Raw genomic sequence first — 17,708 nt, forward strand, 5'->3', positions numbered from 1 at the left:
CGGGGTAAGTTACCTTCAGGTCATATCGCTTGGCTAGAGTGCCGCCGCATGAGCTCCAACGCCCGCACCGGCACCAAGGGCGTGCCGCGCGCCGAGCGCGAGGAGCAGATCCTCGACGCGGCGCAGCGCGCGTTCGCGCGGGTGGGGTACGCGGCGGCCTCGGTGCCCGAGATCGCGCGCGCGGCGGGCATCACCAAGCCGCTCGTCTACAGCTACTTCGGCTCCAAGGAGGGCCTGTACGCCGCCTGCGCCGACGCCGCGGGCCGCGTCGTGGTGGCCGACGTCGAGCGCTCGGCCGCCCTCGGTGCCGTCGGCGTGGAGCGGGGACTGCTGACCGTCGCCGGCCTGGCCGAGGCGCTCGACGGCCGACCGCACCTGTGGCTCGTGCTGTTCGACCGGACCGTGCCGCCCGGCAGCCCCGCCGCCGAGGCCGCCCGTCGTCACACCGACCGGCTCGGTGCGCTCGCCGTCGAGGGGGTCGGCGAGATGCTGCGCCTGGCCGGGGACACCGATCCCGCGGACCTCGAGGTGATGACGCGCATCTGGGTCGGCATGCTCGACACCGTGATGCGCTGGTGGGCCGAGCACCCCGACGAGCCGGGCCCGGCGGTGCTGGCGCGGGCCGAGCGCGTGGCGGGTGCGCTCTTCACGGGCGTGGGAGGATCGACGCCGTGAGCGCCACCGCGTACCCCTTCGCCAAGGGCCACGGCACCGAGAACGACTTCGTGATCCTCCCGGACGCCGACGGCTCCACCCACGCCTCGCTCACCGACGACCGCGTGCGCGCCCTGACCGACCGTCGCGCCGGCATCGGCGGCGACGGCATCCTGCGGGTCGTGCGCACGGACGCGACCGACGACCCGGCGGCCGTGGCCGCGCGGGGCGCGGCGACGTGGTTCATGGACTACCGCAACGCCGACGGCTCGGTCGCGGAGATGTGCGGCAACGGCATCCGGGTCTTCGCGCGCTGGCTCGTCGACCACGAGGGCGTCGCGGCGGACGCCCCCGTTCCCGTCGCGACCCGCGCCGGCGTCCTCGAGGTGACCGTCGACGCCGACGGCCGGATCTCGGCGGAGGTCGGCGCGCCCGCCCTGACCGCCGCCAGCAGCGTCGCCGTCGACGGACGCAGCTGGCCCACCACCGGCGTCGACATGGGCAACCCGCACGCGGTCGCGTTCGTCGACGACCTCGCCGACGCGGGCGACCTGCTGGCGGAGCCGGCGTACGACCACGACGTCTACCCCCGCGGCGTCAACATCGAGTTCGTGGTGCGCCGCGGCGAGCGCCACGTCGCCATGCGGGTCCACGAGCGCGGCTCCGGCGAGACCCGCTCGTGCGGCACGGGCGCGGCAGCCGTGATGGTCGCCGCCGCGCTGGCCGACGGCGCCGTGCCCGCGGATGGCAGCGCGCCCGCCGAGCCGGTGGTCTACCGCGTCGACGTGCCCGGCGGCGAGCTCGACCTGACCTGGACCCCGGCCGGCACGGTCGTGCTGACCGGCCCCGCCGAGATCGTCGCGGAGGGTTCCGCGACCCTCTGAGGCGGAGCCACGTCGCCGCCACCGCGGGTTCACCCGGGGCCGGTGGGGTCGTGAGCCGTGACGAGGGCACAGCATCTCGGGTCCAGCCTCCTGCGTCGCCGCGGCGTCCTGGCGCTCGGCGGCGGCGTCGTCGGCGGCATCGCCCTGGGGCGACCACCGGTCGACGGCGCGGCCATCCAGGCGCGGGTCACGCAGAAGCCGGTGCAGCGCTCCACCCCGGGCCTGCTGCCGACCCGCGACGCGGTCACCCACGTGCAGTGCGGCGACGTGACCCCGACCTCCGCGGTGCTGTGGGCGCGGGGCGAGGCGCCCGGGAACCTGCAGGTACGCCTCTCCTCCGGCGGCCGGGTGCTCGGCACCCGGGTGGGCCCGACGGCGAACGCGGGCAGCGACCTGACGGCGCGGCTCGCGGTCGCCGACCTCGAGCCCGGGCGTGAGTACGAGGCCGAGCTGTGGTTCGCCGGCTCCGACGGCAGCCTCGGAGAGCCGCGTACCGTCGCGTTCTCGACGCCGTCGACCAGCCCGGCGGCGACCACGTTCGCCTGGTCGGGCGACACCTGCGGTCAGGGCTACGGCATCAACCCGGACGTCGGCGGGCTGGTGGGGTACGGCGCGGTCGCCGACCTGCGCCCCGACGTCTTCATCCACTGCGGCGACAACATCTACGCCGACGAGCCGATCACCGACACGGTGCTGGAGCCCGACGGCTCGGTGTGGCGCAACGTCGTCACCGAGCAGGTCGGTCGGCCCGCCCAGACGCTCGAGGAGTTCCGCGGCCGCTACCGCTACGTGCTGCTCGACGAGAACGTGCGCCGCCTGCACGCCCAGGTGCCCGTGATCAGCCAGTGGGACGACCACGAGACGACCAACAACTGGTATCCCGGGGAGCGCATCGACAACGACCGCGCGTTCGCCCCCTACACCGACGAGCTCGACGTCGACACGCTCGCGCGGATGGGGCGCCAGGCGTTCGGGGAGTACATGCCGATCGGCCAGCAGCACCTGCTCGGTCGCGGCTCGACCGGCTTCGCGGAGAAGGGCCTCTACCGCAAGGTCGCCCGCGGCGCCCACCTCGACGTGTTCTGCCTCGACCAGCGCACCTTCCGCGGCTCGAACGAGGACGCCGCCACCGCCGAGGGGTCGGTCGCCTCGATGGGGGAGGAGCAGGTCGAGTGGCTGATCCGGGAGGTGACGGCATCGCGCGCCACCTGGAAGGTGATCAGCGCCGACCAGCCCCTGGCACTCGCGCCGCGGCGCGACTTCGACTACGACGGGATCGGCAACAACGACTCCGGGGTGCCGCGCGGGCGCGAGCACGAGATCGCCCGGGTGCTCTCGGCGTTCAAGGCCGCCGGGGTGCGCAACGTCGTGTGGATCACCGCCGACGTGCACTTCACCGCGGCGCACCACTTCAGCCCCGAGCGCGCGGACTTCACCGACTTCGACCCCTTCTGGGAGTTCGTCGCCGGTCCGCTCGCGGCCAGCTCGTTCCGCACCACCGAGGTCGACGGCACGTTCGGCGCCCGCCAGGTCTTCGCCCGCGGCAACCCCGGGCGCTCGCGCCGCGCGCCGACGCCGGAGCTCACGTTCGTGGGCCACGGCTCGATCGACGCGGACGGCAGGCTGCGGGTCGAGCTGCGCGACGGCACGGGCGCCGTGCTGCACTCCGTGGACCTCGAGCCGGAGCGGGCCGTTACGCCCCGGGCATAACCCCTTCGCCGAAACCGGCGCGGCGGCCTACTCTTGACGGCGTATGAGTAACGCACCCGACTTCTCCCTCGCCGACGCCCTCGCCGCCACCCAGGACTGGGAGGACCCCGACGAGGAGCTCGACGCCGCCGACGAGCCCGACGACCTGGACGACCTCGACGACCTCGACGATGCGGACGAGCCCGACGACTTCGTCTCGGGCTACGCCGACGACCCCGACCCCGAGGACCTCACGACCGGCGCGATGGAGCTCGCCGAGCGCCACCAGCTGCGCCGCGTGGCGAGCCTGCGCACCGAGCTCGAGGACATCACCGAGGTCGAGTACCGCCAGCTGCGCCTCGAGCGCGTCGTGCTCGTCGGGGTGTGGACCACCGGCAGCGTGCAGGACGCCGAGAACTCGATGGCGGAGCTCGCGCTCCTGGCCGAGACGGCGGGCTCCGAGGTGCTGGAGGCCATCTACCAGCGGCGCCAGAGCCCCGACCCGGCGACGTACGTCGGCCGCGGCAAGGTCGAGGGCCTGCAGGAGATCGTCGCCGCGACCGGCGCCGACACCGTGATCTGTGACGGCGAGCTCGCCCCGAGCCAGCTGCGCAACCTGGAGGACCGGCTCAAGGTCAAGGTGGTCGACCGCACCGCGCTGATCCTCGACATCTTCGCCCAGCACGCGAAGAGCCGCGAGGGCCAGGCGCAGGTCGAGCTGGCGCAGCTGAGCTACATGAAGCAGCGCCTGCGCGGCTGGGGCGGCAACCTCTCGCGCCAGGCCGGTGGCCGGGTGGCCGGCGGTGCCGGTATCGGTGGCCGCGGCCCCGGTGAGACGAAGATCGAGACCGACCGTCGCCGGATCAACACGAAGATCGCCAAGCTGCGCCGCCAGCTCGCCCAGATGAAGGGCACGCGTGACACGATGCGCACGGAGCGCCAGCGCAACCAGGTGCCCAGCGTCGCGATCGCCGGCTACACCAACGCCGGCAAGTCGTCGCTGCTGAACCGGCTGACGGGCGCGGGCGTGCTGGTCGAGGACGCCCTGTTCGCGACCCTGGACCCGACGACGCGACGCACCACGACCTCCGACGGCCGCGTCTACACGATGTCCGACACCGTCGGCTTCGTGCGCCACCTGCCGCACCAGCTCGTCGAGGCGTTCCGCTCGACGCTGGAGGAGGTCGCGGACTCCGACCTGATCCTCCACGTCGTCGACGGGTCGCACCCCGACCCCGAGGGCCAGATCACCGCGGTGCGCGAGGTCTTCGCCGAGATCGGTGCCGACCGGGTTCCCGAGCTGGTCGTCGTGAACAAGGCCGACCTGGCCGACCCGCTGGTCCTGGCGCGCCTGCGCCAGCGCGAGCCGCACCTCGTGGTCGTCAGCGCGCGCACGGGAGAGGGGATCGAGGAGGCGCTGCGGGTCGTCGAGGGCGAGCTGCCGCACCCGGCCGAGCCGTTCGACGCGCTGGTGCCGTACGCCCGCGGCGACCTGATGAACCGAATCCACCAGCACGGAGAGATCGAGCACCTCGAGCACACGGCCGACGGCACGCGGGTCTCCGGGCGCGCGAACGCGGGTCTGGCCGGGGAGCTGGCGGAGTACGCCGTCGAGGCGTAGGACCGGATCGCTACCCGTTCGGGTGGCTCGCCGTTCATCCGGCGATGGCACGACCGGGCGAGCGGGTCTGTACCCTTGCCGCGTTTGTGTCCTCGTCCGTCCCACGGCAGAGCAGGTAGTGCATGTCTCGCGGAATCCTCGTCCGGCTGCTGTTCGTCATCGCTCTGCTGGCCGGCTGCGGCGCCGCCGCCTGGCAGATCGAGCCCCGTCTCGGCATCGACCTCGAGGGCGGCAGCCAGATCACGCTGACGGTCCTGGAGGACGACGGCAGCGCGAACCCCGACCAGGCGGACGTGGACAGCGTCGTCGAGGTGCTGCGCAACCGCATCGACGGCCTCGGCGTCAGCGAGTCCACGGTGGTGCGCTCCGGCGCCAACCGGATCATCGTCGAGCTGCCGGGCGTGCAGAACCCCGACGAGGCCCTCGAGGTCCTCGGCCAGACGGCCCAGCTCGAGGTGCGACCCGTGGTCGGCGCGCTCGACCCCGCGACCGCGGACCCCAACACGGTGGCCTGCGAGACGCCGCCGACCGAGGGGGCCCCGGACACCGAGGAGCAGAACTGCATCAGCGCGGACGAGGAGGGCACGCCGCTGCAGCTCGGGCCCGTCGCGCTCAAGGGCAACCAGATCACGGGCGCCCGGGCCGAGCAGCCGCAGAACCAGGTCAACTGGGCCGTGACCGTCGACTTCAACGGCACCGGCTCGGACGCGTTCGGCGCGCTCAGCCGTGAGGCGGCCTGCGCCACCGGCGACGCGAAGCGGATCGCGATCCTGCTCGACGACGAGATCATCTCCTCGCCGCAGGTGACCGTGGCGTGCGGCGCCTCCATCACCGGCTCCACGCAGATCACCGGCAACTTCACGCAGGAGGAGGCCGGCGACCTCGCGGTCCTCATCGAGGGCGGCTCGCTGCCGCTGCGCATCGCCTCCGAGGAGCGCGACGGCGCGGACGTCGCGCCCGACGTGCGCACGATCGGCCCGACGCTGGGCGAGACCGCCATCAAGGCCTCCATCGAGGCCGCGGTCATCGGTATCGCGCTGACCGGCCTGTTCATCATCGTCGTCTACCGCCTCGTCGGCTTCCTGGCGACGGTGGCGCTCGCGACCTACACCGTCATCTCCTACGCGATGCTGGTGATCGTCGGGGCCACGCTGACGCTGCCGGGTCTCGCCGGTTTCGTGCTCGCGATCGGCATGGCGATCGACGCCAACGTGCTGGTCTTCGAACGAGCGCGGGAGGAGTACGCCGCGAACCGGGCCGCAGGGCTCAGGCGCGCCCTGACGGTCGGCTTCAACAAGGCCCTCACGGCCATCATGGACTCCAACATCACCACGATCCTCGCGGCGATCCTGCTGGTGTTCCTCGCCTCCGGCCCCGTCCAGGGCTTCGGCGTCACGCTCATCATCGGCACCGTGGCGTCGATGATCTCGGCGCTCGTGGTGGCCCGCGTGCTCACCGTGGCCGGCGTGCACCCGCGCTGGGTGAACCGCCGCCCGATGATCACCGGCCTCGGCGACATCGGCCGCGTGCGCAAGTGGCTCGAGCGCAAGCAGCCGCGCATCGTCCAGCGGGGCCGGATCTTCCTGGTCGGCTCGGCCGTCGCGTTCGTCATCGCCGTCGCCGGCATCGCGACCCACGGGCTCAACCTCGGCCTGGAGTTCACCGGCGGCCGCAACGTCGTCTACGCCACCGAGCAGGCCATCACGCCCGACCGGGCGCGCGAGGTCATCGCGGAGGCCGGCTTCCCGGAGGCGGTCGTCCAGACGGCCGACGCGGGCGACATCTCCGTGCGTACCGGCCGCATCTCCGACGCCGAGGAGCAGGAGATCCGTGCCGCCCTCGACGACGAGGTCGGGGTCAGCGACGTGGTCACCGACGACAGCCTCGGCGCGGCGCTGGGTGGCGAGCTCTTCCGCAACGCCCTCATCGCGCTGGGCCTGGCCCTGCTCGCGCAGATGATCTACCTGGCCTTCCGGTTCAAGTGGACCTTCGGACTCTCGGCGATGATCGCGATGGGCAGCGACGTGGTGCTGGTGACCGGCATCTTCGCGTGGCTCGACAAGCCCATCGACGGCGTCTTCCTCGCCGCGGCCCTGACCATCATCGGTCTGTCGGTCAACGACACGATCGTCGTCTTCGACCGTGTCAGGGAGAAGTGGTGGCTCTCCGACCCGGAGGAGAAGTTCGTCGACGTGGCGAACAGGGCGGTGGTCGAGACGCTGCCGCGAACGGTCAACACCGGTCTCGGCGCCATGTTCATCCTCGCGGCGCTGGCCATCATGGGTGGCGACTCGCTGCAGGACTTCGCGCTCGCGCTGCTGCTCGGCCTCGTCTTCGGCACGGCCTCGACGACGATCCTGGCGACGCCGCTGCTGGCGGTCTTCAACAAGATGTCGCCCTTCCCGCGGGAGAAGAAGGAGAAGGTCGTCCGCGACCCGAGCGACTCCGGCGCGGTCGTCTGACCTCGCGGGGCCGGCGGTCCCCGTTCGCCCTGCCTCGGCGGCGGACATGCTTCATCGTGTAGGTGCTTCATCATCTGCTACGGTGGGACCATGTCTGCCGCCGAACGCGCTCTCGACCAGGTCCTGCGCCTGACCCTCGCCCTCGAGCAGGACATGACGTCCTCGCTGGCGCGGGTCGGTCTGACGCCGGCGCGCTCCCACGTGCTGTGGCTGCTCGTCGCCGAGGGGCCCAGCCCGCAGGTCGCCCTCGCCCGCGCCCTCGACGTCACGCCCCGCAACGTGACGGGGCTCGTCGACGGCCTCGAGCGCGACGGCTTCGTGACCCGTGAGCCCGACCCGTCCGACCGGCGGGCCCAGCGGGTGACCCTCACCCCGCGCGGCCGGGAGGTCGCCGACGGTCTGGTCGCCGGGCGCAGCACGCTCGCGGCCCAGCTGTTCGCCGGCCTGTCCGCGGAGCGGGTGGAGTCGATCGGGTCCGATCTCGAGCTGCTCGCCGCACGCGTCGAGGCCCTGGTCGCGGAGGCCGCGGGGTGAGCGCGGCGCGCGCGTCGCGGCGTACCGTCGTGCGCCGTCTGCTGCGGCTCGAGGCGGCGGGCTACGCGAGCATCGGGCGCTGGGTGCGTCGGCGGCCCGACGTGCCCGAGGGGAGCGAGGCCGTGGGGTACTCGCAGGTCAGCGGCCCGATGATGTGGCTGTTCGTGATCGGCTCGGCCGTCGAGGTCGTCGTGGTGCACGTGCTGCTGCACCGGTGGCCGTGGGTGCAGTGGCCGGTCGCGGTCCTCGGCGTGTGGAGCCTGCTGTGGATGGTCGGGCTGCTCGCCGGCGTGCGCACCCACCCGCACCTGCTCACGCCGAGCGCCCTGCGGGTGCGCTCGGGCCCGACGGTCGAGGTCGAGGTGCCCTACGCCCGGATCGCCGAGGTCGTCGGGCGCGAGCGTGAGCTGTCCAGCAGCGTGCGGGTCGGCGAGGTGGCCGACGACTGGTACGCGATCGGCGTGTCCGGCAGCACGAACGTGCAGGTGGTGCTGACCGAGCCGATGGAGCTCCCGGCGCCGGGGCTGACGGGCGAGGGCACCGTCGTGGTCGGCACGATCGGGCTGTGGGCCGACGACCCGCGGGCGCTGACGCGCACGCTGCGGGAGCGTGCGCCGAGCTGTGGAGGGGGTCCACGCCCCGGCGGCGCGCGGCGCTAGGGTTGCGCAGGTGCCCGACGCCCCTGCCGCCCCGGTGACCGCCCCCGGTTCCGCCCCCGTCTCCCGGGTGCGGGAGGTCCTGGCGACGGCGGTCTCGGGCCTGGGCGGCAGCGAGCGCAGCGGCCAGGTCGCGATGGCCGAGGCCGTCGCCACGGCCCTCGACGACGAGCAGCACCTGCTGGTCCAGGCCGGCACCGGCACGGGCAAGTCGCTGGCGTACCTCGTGCCCGCCATGCTCCACCGCGAGCGCGTCGTCGTGGCCACCGCGACGCTGGCGCTGCAGCACCAGCTGGTCGAGCGCGACCTCCCGCGCCTCGTTGAGGCGGTCAAGGGCGAGCGCGGGGTGGACACGTCGTACGCGGTGCTGAAGGGGCGCTCGAACTACGCGTGCCTGCACCGGATCCGCGAGGGCGTCCCCGACGACCAGGGCGTCCTCGTCGACGTGCCCGAGGGCACCATGGGTGCCGAGGTGGTCGCGCTGCGCTCCTGGGTCGAGGAGCAGGCCGAGAGCGGCGGGCCCGGCGACAAGGACCACGCGCCGCGCCACAGCGACCGCGCGTGGCGCCAGATCAGCGTCGGCGGCCGCGAGTGCCTCGGGGCGACCCGCTGCCCGTACGGCGAGGAGTGCTTCGCCGAGCTGGCCAAGGCCAGGGCGGCCGACTCGCAGCTGGTCGTCACCAACCACTCCCTGCTCGCGATCGACGCGATCGAGGGCATCCCGATGATCCCGGAGTACGACGCGGTCGTCGTCGACGAGGCGCACGAGCTGGTCGCCCGGGTCACGCAGGCCGCGACCGACGAGATCACCGCCGGCGAGGTCGAGCGCGCCGCGCGGCGGGCGCGACGCTACGTCGAGGAGGCCGACGTCGCCGGCAACCCGGCCGACGACCTCGAGGACGCCGCCGAGTCGCTGCGGGCCGCCATGTCGGAGGCCGACGCCGGACGCCTCGACGTGCTCGGCGAGGAGCTCGCCGACGCGCTGGTGCTGGTGCGCGACGCCGCGCGCGAGTGCATCTCGGCGTTCGCCAAGCCGGGGCGCGACAAGGACGCCGACGCCGACGCCGGCCGCTCGCAGGCCAAGGCGGGCGTCCAGATGGTCTTCGAGCACGCGGAGCGGCTGGCGGCGAACACGGACGCCGACGTGGTGTGGCTGTCGAAGGCGTACGGCCGCGACCGCGTGCCCGACCGCCTCTGCGTGGCCCCCCTGCAGGTCTGGGGCCAGATGCGCGACCGGCTCCTGAGCGAGTCGACGGTCGTGTTCACCAGCGCGACCCTCATGCTCGGCGGCGACTTCGACGCGGTCGCGGCCACCGTGGGGCTCAAGGCCACCGAGCGGGTGCGCGACGGCGCGGCCGCGCCGGCCAAGGTCGGCAAGGAGGAGGACGGTCCGACCGTCCTGCCGTGGAGCGGGCTCGACGTCGGCTCGCCCTTCGACTACGGGCGCCAGGGCATCCTCTACGTCGCCCGCCACCTGCCGACGCCGGGCCGTGACGGCCTGGGGGCGGCGCAGCTGGACGAGATCGCGCGTCTCATCGACGCCGCCGACGGTCGCACCCTCGGCCTCTTCTCCTCCCGCCGCGCCGCGGAGGCCGCGGCGGAGGCGGTGCGCGAACGGCTCCCGCACCTCACCACGCTGGCGCAGGGCGACGCCCAGCTCTCCGAGCTGACCCGACAGTTCGTGGGCGACCCGCACACGAACCTGTTCGGCACCCTCGGGCTGTGGCAGGGCCTCGACGTGCCGGGCGACACCTGCCAGCTGGTGATCATCGACCGGATCCCGTTCCCGCGCCCCGACGACCCGCTGTCGTCGGCGCGCCAGCGGGCCGCGGACGCGGCCGGCGGCAACGGGTTCATGCAGGTCGCGGCGACCCACGCGGCCCTGCTGCTCGCCCAGGGCGCCGGCCGCCTGATCCGCACCACGGCCGACCGCGGCGTCGTGGCGATCCTCGACCCCCGGCTCTCCACGGCGCGCTACGGCCGGTTCCTGGAGGCCAGTCTCCCGCCGATGTGGCGCACGGCCGACCCCGACGTCGTGGTGAAGGCGCTCGCGCGCCTCGCGGGCGACTGAGGCGGCGACCTCGCCTCAGGCGCGCAGCAGCGACCGCCCGTCGTAGGGGTGGTTCGGGTCGGCCGGCACGCCGAGCATCTCGCCGACGGTCGGGGCGACGTCGACGGTGTGGGCGAGGACCGAGCTGGTGCCACGGCGCACGGAGGGGTGACCGCCGGCGATGAAGAACGGGATCGGCTCGGTGGTGGGGTGGCCGTGGTTGCCCGGGATGGGGTTGTTCACCACGAACGGGTCCGAGAAGCGCCAGCCCGCCTGGCAGTACGCGACGACGTCGCCCGCCTCGGGGCCCAGCCGCAGGCTCGGGGTCGCCGCCCGGTCGTGGGCCGCGAGGACCCCGCGCTGCGTACGCACGATCTCGAGGATGCGCCGCACCCCGGCCGCGCGCCGCGCGGGCGACCCGATCCAGTAGACGAGGTCCGCCCCGCCGTTCTGGGAGATTGCGAAGTTCCCGACCAGCGTGGGGTCGGCGTTGAGCGCGGGCTGCAGCGAGATCACCCGGTGCGGCAGCGACCAGTCCATCGAGTGGTCGGCGAGCACCAGGACCAGCGAGGTGCTCCACCGCCGGGTCTCCTGAAGGTGGGAGACCAGGCGCTGCACCTGGCGGTCGGTGGAGAGCAGCGCGAGCCGGCGGGCGAGCTGCAGCCCGAGGCCGCCGGTGACGTCGCTGTGGCCGGCCCGGTCGATGTCGCCCAGGTTCACGAACGTCAGGTGGGGGTCGTACTGGTCGATCATCTCGATCGTCGCGTCCATGGTGAACCCGTCCGGCGCGTGCCCGGTGACCGGCAGGATCGGGCTCGGCTCCCAGCGGTAGGTCGCCTGGCGGCCGAAGATCCCGTAGAGGTAGTCCTTGCTCAGCACCGACGCGGTGCGCAGCCGCTGCCGCGCGCCACGGGCGAGCAGGGTCTCCCGCTTGAGGTCGGTGGGCAGCTCGAGGGTGCGCTCGGCCCCGAGCGTGCGGTCCCACACCGCGTTGGCGGGCACGCCGGTCCGGTCCGGCCGGAGGCCGGTCATCATCATCACGTGGTTCGGGATCGTCTCGGTGATCGGCAGGGAGCGCGCCCGGGCGAAGTTGCGGCCGCTGTCGCGCAGCGCCTTGACGTTCGGCATCAGGCCGGAGTCGATCTCGTCGGGACGGCACCCGTCGATCACGACGACGTACGCCCGCTTCGTGGTCGCGGCGGCGGCCCGCTCCGCGCCGGGCGCCGCGGAGAGCAGCAGTCCGGCGCCGGCGGCGCCGGCCACCTTGAGGAAGGTGCGGCGCTCGGCGGCGGGTCGGTGCCGCTCGCGCTCGGGATCGCCGTCGAGGAAGGGCGAGGGGCGGTCGGTCCGTGGCTGGTGGCACTCGTGCATGTCAGCGTCCTCCCACGGGCCCGGCGGCCCGGCTCAGCTTGTTGGTCCCGGCGAGGGTCTGGAACGACGCGGTGTGCGTCGTGCCGGCGCCGCGCTGGTCGCGGGGGCCGGTGACGTACCAGTCCATCTGCACCCGCGCGGGGGTGACGTCGAGGACCGAGTAGCCGTGGCTGTCGAAGTCGATGTAGCGGATGTGGCGGTTGGCGAGCCGCAGCACCGCCTCCACGGCCAGGCTCGCCGTGCGCGGCGGGGCGCCGAGGATGTCCTTGAGGTTGTTGGACGTCACCGACGAGGCGACGAGCTCGACGCCCGCCGACGGGCTGAGGGGGTAGGTCCCCGCGTCGTGCGGCAGCTCGCAGGCCCAGCCCGAGTGGATGTCCCCGGTGACGAAGACGGTGTCGCGGATGCCCTGGTCGCGCAGGTGGGCGAACAGCTCGCGGCGGTCGTCGGTGTAGCCGTCCCACTGGTCCACGTTGTAGGGAGCGCCGTCGCGCGGGAGCAGGCCCGTCACGTCGTTGACCGGGTCCACGAGGTCGGTGGGCAGCTGGGCGAACGTGACGGGCGAGATCATCACGGGGTTGCCGACCAGCTTCCACTGCGCCGCCGACGACGACAGCGCGTCCTTGAGCCACGCCATCTGGGTCGAGCCCGTGATCGTCCGGTCGGGGTCGTTCACCCCCGGGGCGACGACGGGGTAGGCGACCTGCTCGGAGCGGTAGGTGCGCAGGTCGAGCATCGAGATCTGCGCGAGCCGGCCGAACTGCAGCGTGCGGTAGAGCCGCGCCCCGTCACCGAGCGCGGCGGTGCCGTTGAGCCGGACCGGCATCCACTCGTCGTACGCGCGGTGCGCGCGCGACCGGCGTACCGGCCAGGACCCCTCGGTGGACGGCTGGTGGTTCTCGGCGCCGTGGCGGTGCGCGTCGTTGGTGTGCTCGTGGTCGTCCCAGGTCACGATGAACGGGTAGCGGGCGTGCAGGGCCTGCAGGTCGGGGTCCTGCTTGTACTGCGCGTGGCGCTGGCGGTAGTCGGCCAGCGTGACGATCTCCCGCGCCGGCACGTGGGCGCGCACGTCGACGTTGTCCTGCCCGAGCCCGTACTCGCCGGGCGCGTACTCGTACAGGTAGTCACCGAGGTGCAGGATCGCGTCGAGGTCGTCGCGGGCGGCGAGGTGCCGGTACGCGTGGAACCACCCGGCCTGCAGGTTGGCGCACGACACGACCCCGAAGCGGATCCGCTCGGGGGTCGCCGTGCGGGCGGGAGCGGTGCGCGTACGCCCGACCGGGCTCCAGCGGTAGTCGTGCCGGAAGCGGAACCAGTACCACCGGGCCGGCGCCAGGCCGGTCACGTCGATCTTGACCGTGTGGTCCGCCGACGCGCTCGTGTCGACGTGCCCGCGGGCGACGATCGAGGTGAACCGCGCGTCGGTGGCGACCTGGTAGCCCACGCGGACGGCCGGGCCGCGCCCGGAGCCCGGGGTCGCGTCGGGGCTCGGGGTGACGCGCGTCCAGATCACGACGCTGGTGGGCAGCGGGTCGCCCGAGGCGACGCCGTGCTGGAAGTACGCCCCGGCGCCGGTAGTGGCGGCGGCGTCGGCGGGGTCCGGGGACACGGGGTCGGTGGCCACGAGGGCGGCGCCGGTGGCGATGCCGGCGGCGGCGAGGACGCTGCGGCGCGGCAGCGGCGGGAGCGTGGGGCGCTCCTCGGCGGTGGGCGGGATCACGTCCGCTGCAACGAGCGAGACGGGCCGGGGTCTCGGGGCCGACGCACGATGCGGCGGATCGTCGCCCGGACGTCGCCCCTCGTTCACCGACGCGGGACCGCGTCGGGGCGGGGGTCGGGGAGCGACGGCTCAGAAGTAGGAGAGCACGTAGGCGCAGACCAGGCCCACGATGACGAGCAGCGCGACCACCCGGGCCCACAGGGGGATCGAGCTCTCGAACTTCTCGGGCTCGGCGCCCGGGCGGTCCGCGCCGCGCAGCTCCGGCGGGTCGTCCAGGTCGCCCTCGTAGGGCGGGGGACGGTGCGCCGAGGGGTGCTGGCGCCGGGCCTCGAGCTCGGCGGAGCAGCCGTCGAACCAGTCGTCGACCGCTCCCGGGGCGTACACCTGGCTTCGGTGCACGAGGCGGAACGGGCGGGTGTCGAAGGGGCCGGGGTGCAGGCCGGTGCGCCGGCCGCGGCGGATCTCCTCGCACAGCTGCCAGACCTGGCGGTCGACCTCGGCGATCTCGTAGCCGTCGGCAGCCTCCAGCACCGGGAAACGCGGCACGTCGGTCATCCGGGACTCCTCGAGAACGGCTGCGCCGATGCTACGGCGCACGGGGGGACGCGACGCAGCCGGGGAGGCCACGGGGGCCTCCCCGGCTGCGGGGCACGACGGCGGTCGGTCTCAGAGGCGGCGCAGGACCGCGGTGACCTTGCCGAGGATGGTGGCGTGGGTGCCGTCGATGGGCTCGTACGCCGGGTTGTGCGGCAGCAGCCAGACGCGGCCGTCGCGGCGCTGGAACGTCTTGACCGTCGCCTCGCCGTCGATCATGGCCGCCACGATCTCGCCGTTCTCGGCGTTCGGCTGCTGGCGGACCACGACGTAGTCGCCGTCGCAGATGGCCGCCTCGACCATGGAGTCGCCCGAGACCTCGAGGAGGTAGAGCGTGCCGTCGCCGACCAGCGCGTGGGGGAGGGGGAACACGTCCTCGACCCGCTCCTCGGCCAGGATCGGGCCACCGGCCGCGATGCGACCGACCACCGGCACGTACGTCGCCGCCGGGCGGGCGTCGCCGATCCCCGTCTCGTCCACGTCGCTCTCGTCGGGCGCCACGACGGCGGCGTCCGGCTCGGACCCGGCCGCCGTGACGACCTGGATCGCGCGCGGGCGGTTGGGGTCGCGGCGCAGGTAGCCCTTCTCCTCCAGCGTCTTGAGCTGGTAGGCGACGGACGAGGAGCTGGTCAGCCCGACCTCCTCGCCGATCTCGCGCATGCTCGGGGGATAGCCGTGCTTCTCCAGCGCGTCGGTGATCACGGCGAGCACCTTCGCCTGGCGCGGGGTCAGTCGCGCCTGGCCGACGCCCGGCTCGGGCACGGACGCGACGTCGGCGACGTCCTTCGAGCCGCGGCTGGGCTTTCGTGTGCTGGCCATGGTGTGCCTTCCTCCCGCGCTGCAGCGCGTCGTGACGGTGCCGGACGTGTGGAGGGGACGCTAGCGGCATCCGAGGTCGACCTTCAAACACCTGTTCGATGCGGCGTGTCGAGGGTGTCGCGGGGCCGACGGTCGGGCCGCTCGAAGAATTGTTCGAACAGGACCTTGATTTCGTTCGAACACCTGCTCTAATCTCGCTCATGTGTTCGATCGAACGTGTGATCGACAGCGGGGCCGGCGCAGTCGCCGGAGCCGAACTGTCGGTGGCCGTCGGTAGACAACAGCTCGTCACGACCGAACTCTTCCCCTGGAGGTCACCATGAGCACGTCCCTCGCCGCTCCCGCCCTCGGCCGCACCGCTGCGACGCCGCGCCCGCACCACGGCTCCGTGCGCCTGACGCGCCGCGGCCGGATGGTCGTGGTCGCGCTCGGCCTCGGCCTGATGCTGCTCCTGGGCGTGCTGCTGACGACGACCTCCGCCGCGACGGACGAGGCCGTGCCGAGCACGACCGAGACCATCCGCGTCGGTTCGGGCGACACCCTGTGGGACATCGCCTCCGAGCGCTCCGGTGACGCCGGGGTGCAGGAGGTCATCGACGACATCCGCGCGCTGAACGCGATGGACACGGCCGAGCTGCAGGCGGGCCAGCTGCTCGTCGTGCCGGCCGAGGGCTGAGCCCTCCACGAACCCCGACAGGTCGCCTCGACCCCGACCTGTCGGTCAACCGGGGAAGAACAGGGGCGGGACCGCGACGGCGGTCCCGCCCCTCCTGCGTTCAGTCGGTGAGGACGGGCGTGGCCTCGATGACCTCGAGGTCGACGGAGGGGCTCGTCATGTCGACGGTGCCGGCGACGTCCGCCCACGGGCCACCGTCGACGCGGTAGCGCGCGCCCCACGTGACGGTCACGGAGGTCGCGACCGTGCCGGTGGACTCGTAGGCGTGCGTGACGAGCAGGTCCGGGTACGCCGCGCCCGGCGTCGTCGTCGAGCGCACGGTGCCGTCGCCGAACGACCAGGTGTAGCTCGCGGGGGAGATGTCGAGGTCGACCTGGCTGCCGAGCAGCGTGACGCTCGTGGTGAACGGCTCGGCGACCGTGTAGAAGTTCGTGTCCAGGTTGACCAGCGTGCGTGCGTCGGGCGGTTGGATGGTCAGCGTCGCTTCGGGGAGCGGGACGTCCTGGAAGGCCGTCAGGACGATCGCGTCGGTGATCGCGGCCGTGGCGGGCGCCGTGCACTGCGACTCGGGCATGTTCGTGCCGACGAGGATCGAGGCCGCGTTGTTGGTCGCGGTCTCGGCGTCCGCGCACGGAACGTCGACCTGGCAGATCGGGATGATTGCGGGCACCGTGCACGTCGCGCCGTCGAGTCGCGCGTACGCCGCGGCGGCGAGCTCCTCCGGGGTCGGCGCCCGCCCACTCTCGCTGCCGATGCCGCGTCCGTTCGCAATGCGCTCGGTTCGCTCGATGGATGCGTTGAAGCCAGATGCGCCAGGATCAACCGTCGAATCACCGGGGTCTAACCCCTGTAGTGCTGCCGCAGCGGAGAGCGCGAGGGTCAGTAGGCGTAACTGAGCATCCATGCGATCTGCCACCCCGCTTCTGGTGTGAAGTCGAGTCCCAGCTCGGTCCAGCCGTACGGGTCAGGCGTAGAGCCGCTTATTGAGACGTCCGAGGTGACTACTGTCGCTACCGCCTGCGGATCCTCGGGCGCCGCGTCTCTAGGGGAGGCATCGCTCAGCGACCAGGTCCCGGATCCGGATGAATCGTCGCCAGCCGTCTCCTCGATCTCACCGATCGCCGCCTCGCATACCTCACACGATGGTGCATAGAAACGGCGGGCCGGCCCGCCGTCCCCCGTTGCGATCGCGTAGTTCACCAGCTCGACCCAGTGCTCCACGAACGCGACGGCGGCTGCGTCGTCGTCGCCCTGCGCCTCGGGCGGCAGCTCCGGCACCGGCTCGGCCGCCTCGGTCCCGTCCCCGCCCGCCTCGTCGGTAGCGGTCGAGGTCGACTCCGGTGGCGGATCGGCGGCCGCGTCGTCGTCGTCGCTGCAGCCGACCAGGCCGGCCGTCAGCACGATGGCGACGCCGGCGGCGCTCGCGCGCCGGACGCCGCGGGTCCGTCGTGGGTGCATGGATCCTCCCGAGTGCAGCCGGCGCGCCCGATCGCGACGGCGTACCCACGGGAATCTAGGCGAGCCGCGACCGAGGTTCCAGGCCCCTGGCGCGATCTGTGGAGAGGCGCGCTCAGCCGGCGCGGCGCTTGCCGCCGGCGGGCCGGGGCGGGGCGTCGTCGGCCGGGCCGTCGCGCGTGACGTTCAGCAGGCGCAGCACGGCGGCGCCGAGGAGGAGCCCGATGAAGAGGCAGGCGATCGCGCCGAGGGTGGCCAGCGCCAGGAACAGCCAGGCGATGCCCTCGCCGCGACGGGCGGTCGCGCCGAAGTCCACGGCCAGCCAGGCGAGGTAGCCCCACGCCACGACGGTGACGGTGATGGCGAGGGCGTGCAGGGCGATCCGGCCGCGCGGGCTCGGCCCGCCTCCGGCGTGCCTCGTCCCTGCCCTCCTGCCCGCTGCCACCCCCTCATTGTGTCTCATCGCCCCAGTGCGTGTGAGGGCTTCGGGAGGCTCTGACCTGCGCGTACGCGGGCTGCTCGG

16 protein-coding genes are annotated in these 17,708 nt (G+C 73.3%); 9 read left to right on the forward strand and 7 right to left on the reverse strand.

The features are described 5' to 3' along the window. Nucleotides 1–48: 48 nt before the first annotated feature. The 8 genes from RDV89_RS11350 to RDV89_RS11385 all read left to right on the forward strand — a co-directional run bounded on the left by RDV89_RS11350 (nt 49) and on the right by RDV89_RS11385 (nt 10,571). The gene (locus RDV89_RS11350) at nt 49–675 is read left to right on the forward strand and encodes a TetR/AcrR family transcriptional regulator (protein ID WP_315733158.1); all 627 of its coding nucleotides are present in this window, start codon (nt 49–51) and stop codon (nt 673–675) included. Then, on the forward strand, nt 672–1,538 hold the full coding sequence (gene dapF / locus RDV89_RS11355; protein WP_315733159.1) for a diaminopimelate epimerase: 867 nt from the start codon (nt 672–674) through the stop codon (nt 1,536–1,538). The genes RDV89_RS11350 and dapF overlap by 4 nt, the downstream gene beginning before the upstream one ends. 57 nt (nt 1,539–1,595) lie before the next feature. After that, a complete protein-coding gene (locus RDV89_RS11360) occupies nt 1,596–3,248 on the forward strand; it encodes an alkaline phosphatase D family protein (RefSeq protein WP_315733160.1) in 1,653 nt (550 codons plus the stop codon). 145 nt (nt 3,249–3,393) lie between these two features. Continuing rightward, entirely contained in the window at nt 3,394–4,848 is a 1,455-nt protein-coding gene (gene hflX, locus RDV89_RS11365; RefSeq protein WP_438823273.1) for a GTPase HflX, read from the forward strand. 122 nt (nt 4,849–4,970) lie between these two features. Then, complete coding sequence (gene secD / locus RDV89_RS11370) at nt 4,971–7,310, forward strand: protein translocase subunit SecD (protein ID WP_315733161.1); 2,340 nt, start codon at nt 4,971–4,973, stop codon at nt 7,308–7,310. A 90-nt stretch (nt 7,311–7,400) separates the two neighbouring features. Further along, on the forward strand, nt 7,401–7,844 hold the full coding sequence (locus tag RDV89_RS11375; protein ID WP_315733162.1) for a MarR family winged helix-turn-helix transcriptional regulator: 444 nt from the start codon (nt 7,401–7,403) through the stop codon (nt 7,842–7,844). Then, nucleotides 7,841–8,503, forward strand: a complete 663-nt coding sequence (locus tag RDV89_RS11380) for a hypothetical protein (RefSeq protein ID WP_315733163.1) — start codon at nt 7,841–7,843, stop codon at nt 8,501–8,503. The genes RDV89_RS11375 and RDV89_RS11380 overlap by 4 nt, the downstream gene beginning before the upstream one ends. 10 nt (nt 8,504–8,513) lie before the next feature. Beyond that, nucleotides 8,514–10,571, forward strand: a complete 2,058-nt coding sequence (locus RDV89_RS11385; protein WP_315733164.1) for an ATP-dependent DNA helicase — start codon at nt 8,514–8,516, stop codon at nt 10,569–10,571. A 15-nt stretch (nt 10,572–10,586) separates the two neighbouring features. On the opposite strand, the gene RDV89_RS11390 is transcribed toward RDV89_RS11385, so the two are convergent. The 4 genes from RDV89_RS11390 to lexA all read right to left on the reverse strand — a co-directional run bounded on the left by RDV89_RS11390 (nt 10,587) and on the right by lexA (nt 15,054). Continuing rightward, nucleotides 10,587–11,921: an alkaline phosphatase family protein gene (locus tag RDV89_RS11390; protein WP_315733165.1), complete on the reverse strand. Its 1,335-nt coding sequence runs from the start codon at nt 11,919–11,921 to the stop codon at nt 10,587–10,589. A 1-nt stretch (nt 11,922) separates the two neighbouring features. Then, on the reverse strand, nt 11,923–13,641 hold the full coding sequence (locus RDV89_RS11395; protein ID WP_315733166.1) for an alkaline phosphatase D family protein: 1,719 nt from the start codon (nt 13,639–13,641) through the stop codon (nt 11,923–11,925). Between the two features lie 129 nt (nt 13,642–13,770). Beyond that, on the reverse strand, nt 13,771–14,196 hold the full coding sequence (locus RDV89_RS11400) for a hypothetical protein (protein WP_315733167.1): 426 nt from the start codon (nt 14,194–14,196) through the stop codon (nt 13,771–13,773). Nucleotides 14,197–14,307: 111 nt separating this feature from the next. Further along, the gene (lexA, locus tag RDV89_RS11405) at nt 14,308–15,054 is read right to left on the reverse strand and encodes a transcriptional repressor LexA (RefSeq protein WP_315733168.1); all 747 of its coding nucleotides are present in this window, start codon (nt 15,052–15,054) and stop codon (nt 14,308–14,310) included. 319 nt (nt 15,055–15,373) lie between these two features. Here lexA and RDV89_RS11410 point away from each other — a divergent pair, with 319 nt between their 5' ends. After that, nucleotides 15,374–15,730, forward strand: a complete 357-nt coding sequence (locus tag RDV89_RS11410) for a LysM peptidoglycan-binding domain-containing protein (protein WP_315733169.1) — start codon at nt 15,374–15,376, stop codon at nt 15,728–15,730. A gap of 100 nt (nt 15,731–15,830) precedes the next feature. Here the strand turns inward: RDV89_RS11410 and RDV89_RS11415 are convergent, their stop codons facing one another. The 3 genes from RDV89_RS11415 to RDV89_RS11425 form a co-directional block, all read right to left on the reverse strand. Then, entirely contained in the window at nt 15,831–16,400 is a 570-nt protein-coding gene (locus tag RDV89_RS11415; protein ID WP_315733170.1) for a PKD domain-containing protein, read from the reverse strand. 209 nt (nt 16,401–16,609) lie between these two features. Continuing rightward, a complete protein-coding gene (locus tag RDV89_RS11420) occupies nt 16,610–17,188 on the reverse strand; it encodes a DUF6318 family protein (protein ID WP_315733171.1) in 579 nt (192 codons plus the stop codon). A 112-nt stretch (nt 17,189–17,300) separates the two neighbouring features. After that, entirely contained in the window at nt 17,301–17,630 is a 330-nt protein-coding gene (locus RDV89_RS11425; RefSeq protein ID WP_315733172.1) for a hypothetical protein, read from the reverse strand. Nucleotides 17,631–17,708 lie beyond the last annotated feature (78 nt).

It is taken from the genome of Nocardioides imazamoxiresistens (assembly GCF_032378595.1).
Taxonomy (GTDB): domain Bacteria; phylum Actinomycetota; class Actinomycetes; order Propionibacteriales; family Nocardioidaceae; genus Nocardioides; species Nocardioides imazamoxiresistens.

Bases quoted from the DNA above. Each gene is read 5' to 3' on its own strand.
- RDV89_RS11350 (WP_315733158.1), top strand. From the start codon at position 49: ATGAGCTCCAACGCCCGCACCGGCACCAAGGGCGTGCCGCGCGCCGAG.
- secD (WP_315733161.1), top strand. From the start codon at position 4,971: ATGTCTCGCGGAATCCTCGTCCGGCTGCTGTTCGTCATCGCTCTGCTG.
- RDV89_RS11375 (WP_315733162.1), top strand. From the start codon at position 7,401: ATGTCTGCCGCCGAACGCGCTCTCGACCAGGTCCTGCGCCTGACCCTC.
- RDV89_RS11390 (WP_315733165.1), bottom strand. From the start codon at position 11,921: ATGCACGAGTGCCACCAGCCACGGACCGACCGCCCCTCGCCCTTCCTC.
- RDV89_RS11400 (WP_315733167.1), bottom strand. From the start codon at position 14,196: ATGACCGACGTGCCGCGTTTCCCGGTGCTGGAGGCTGCCGACGGCTAC.
- lexA (WP_315733168.1), bottom strand. From the start codon at position 15,054: ATGGCCAGCACACGAAAGCCCAGCCGCGGCTCGAAGGACGTCGCCGAC.
- RDV89_RS11410 (WP_315733169.1), top strand. From the start codon at position 15,374: ATGAGCACGTCCCTCGCCGCTCCCGCCCTCGGCCGCACCGCTGCGACG.
- RDV89_RS11420 (WP_315733171.1), bottom strand. From the start codon at position 17,188: ATGCACCCACGACGGACCCGCGGCGTCCGGCGCGCGAGCGCCGCCGGC.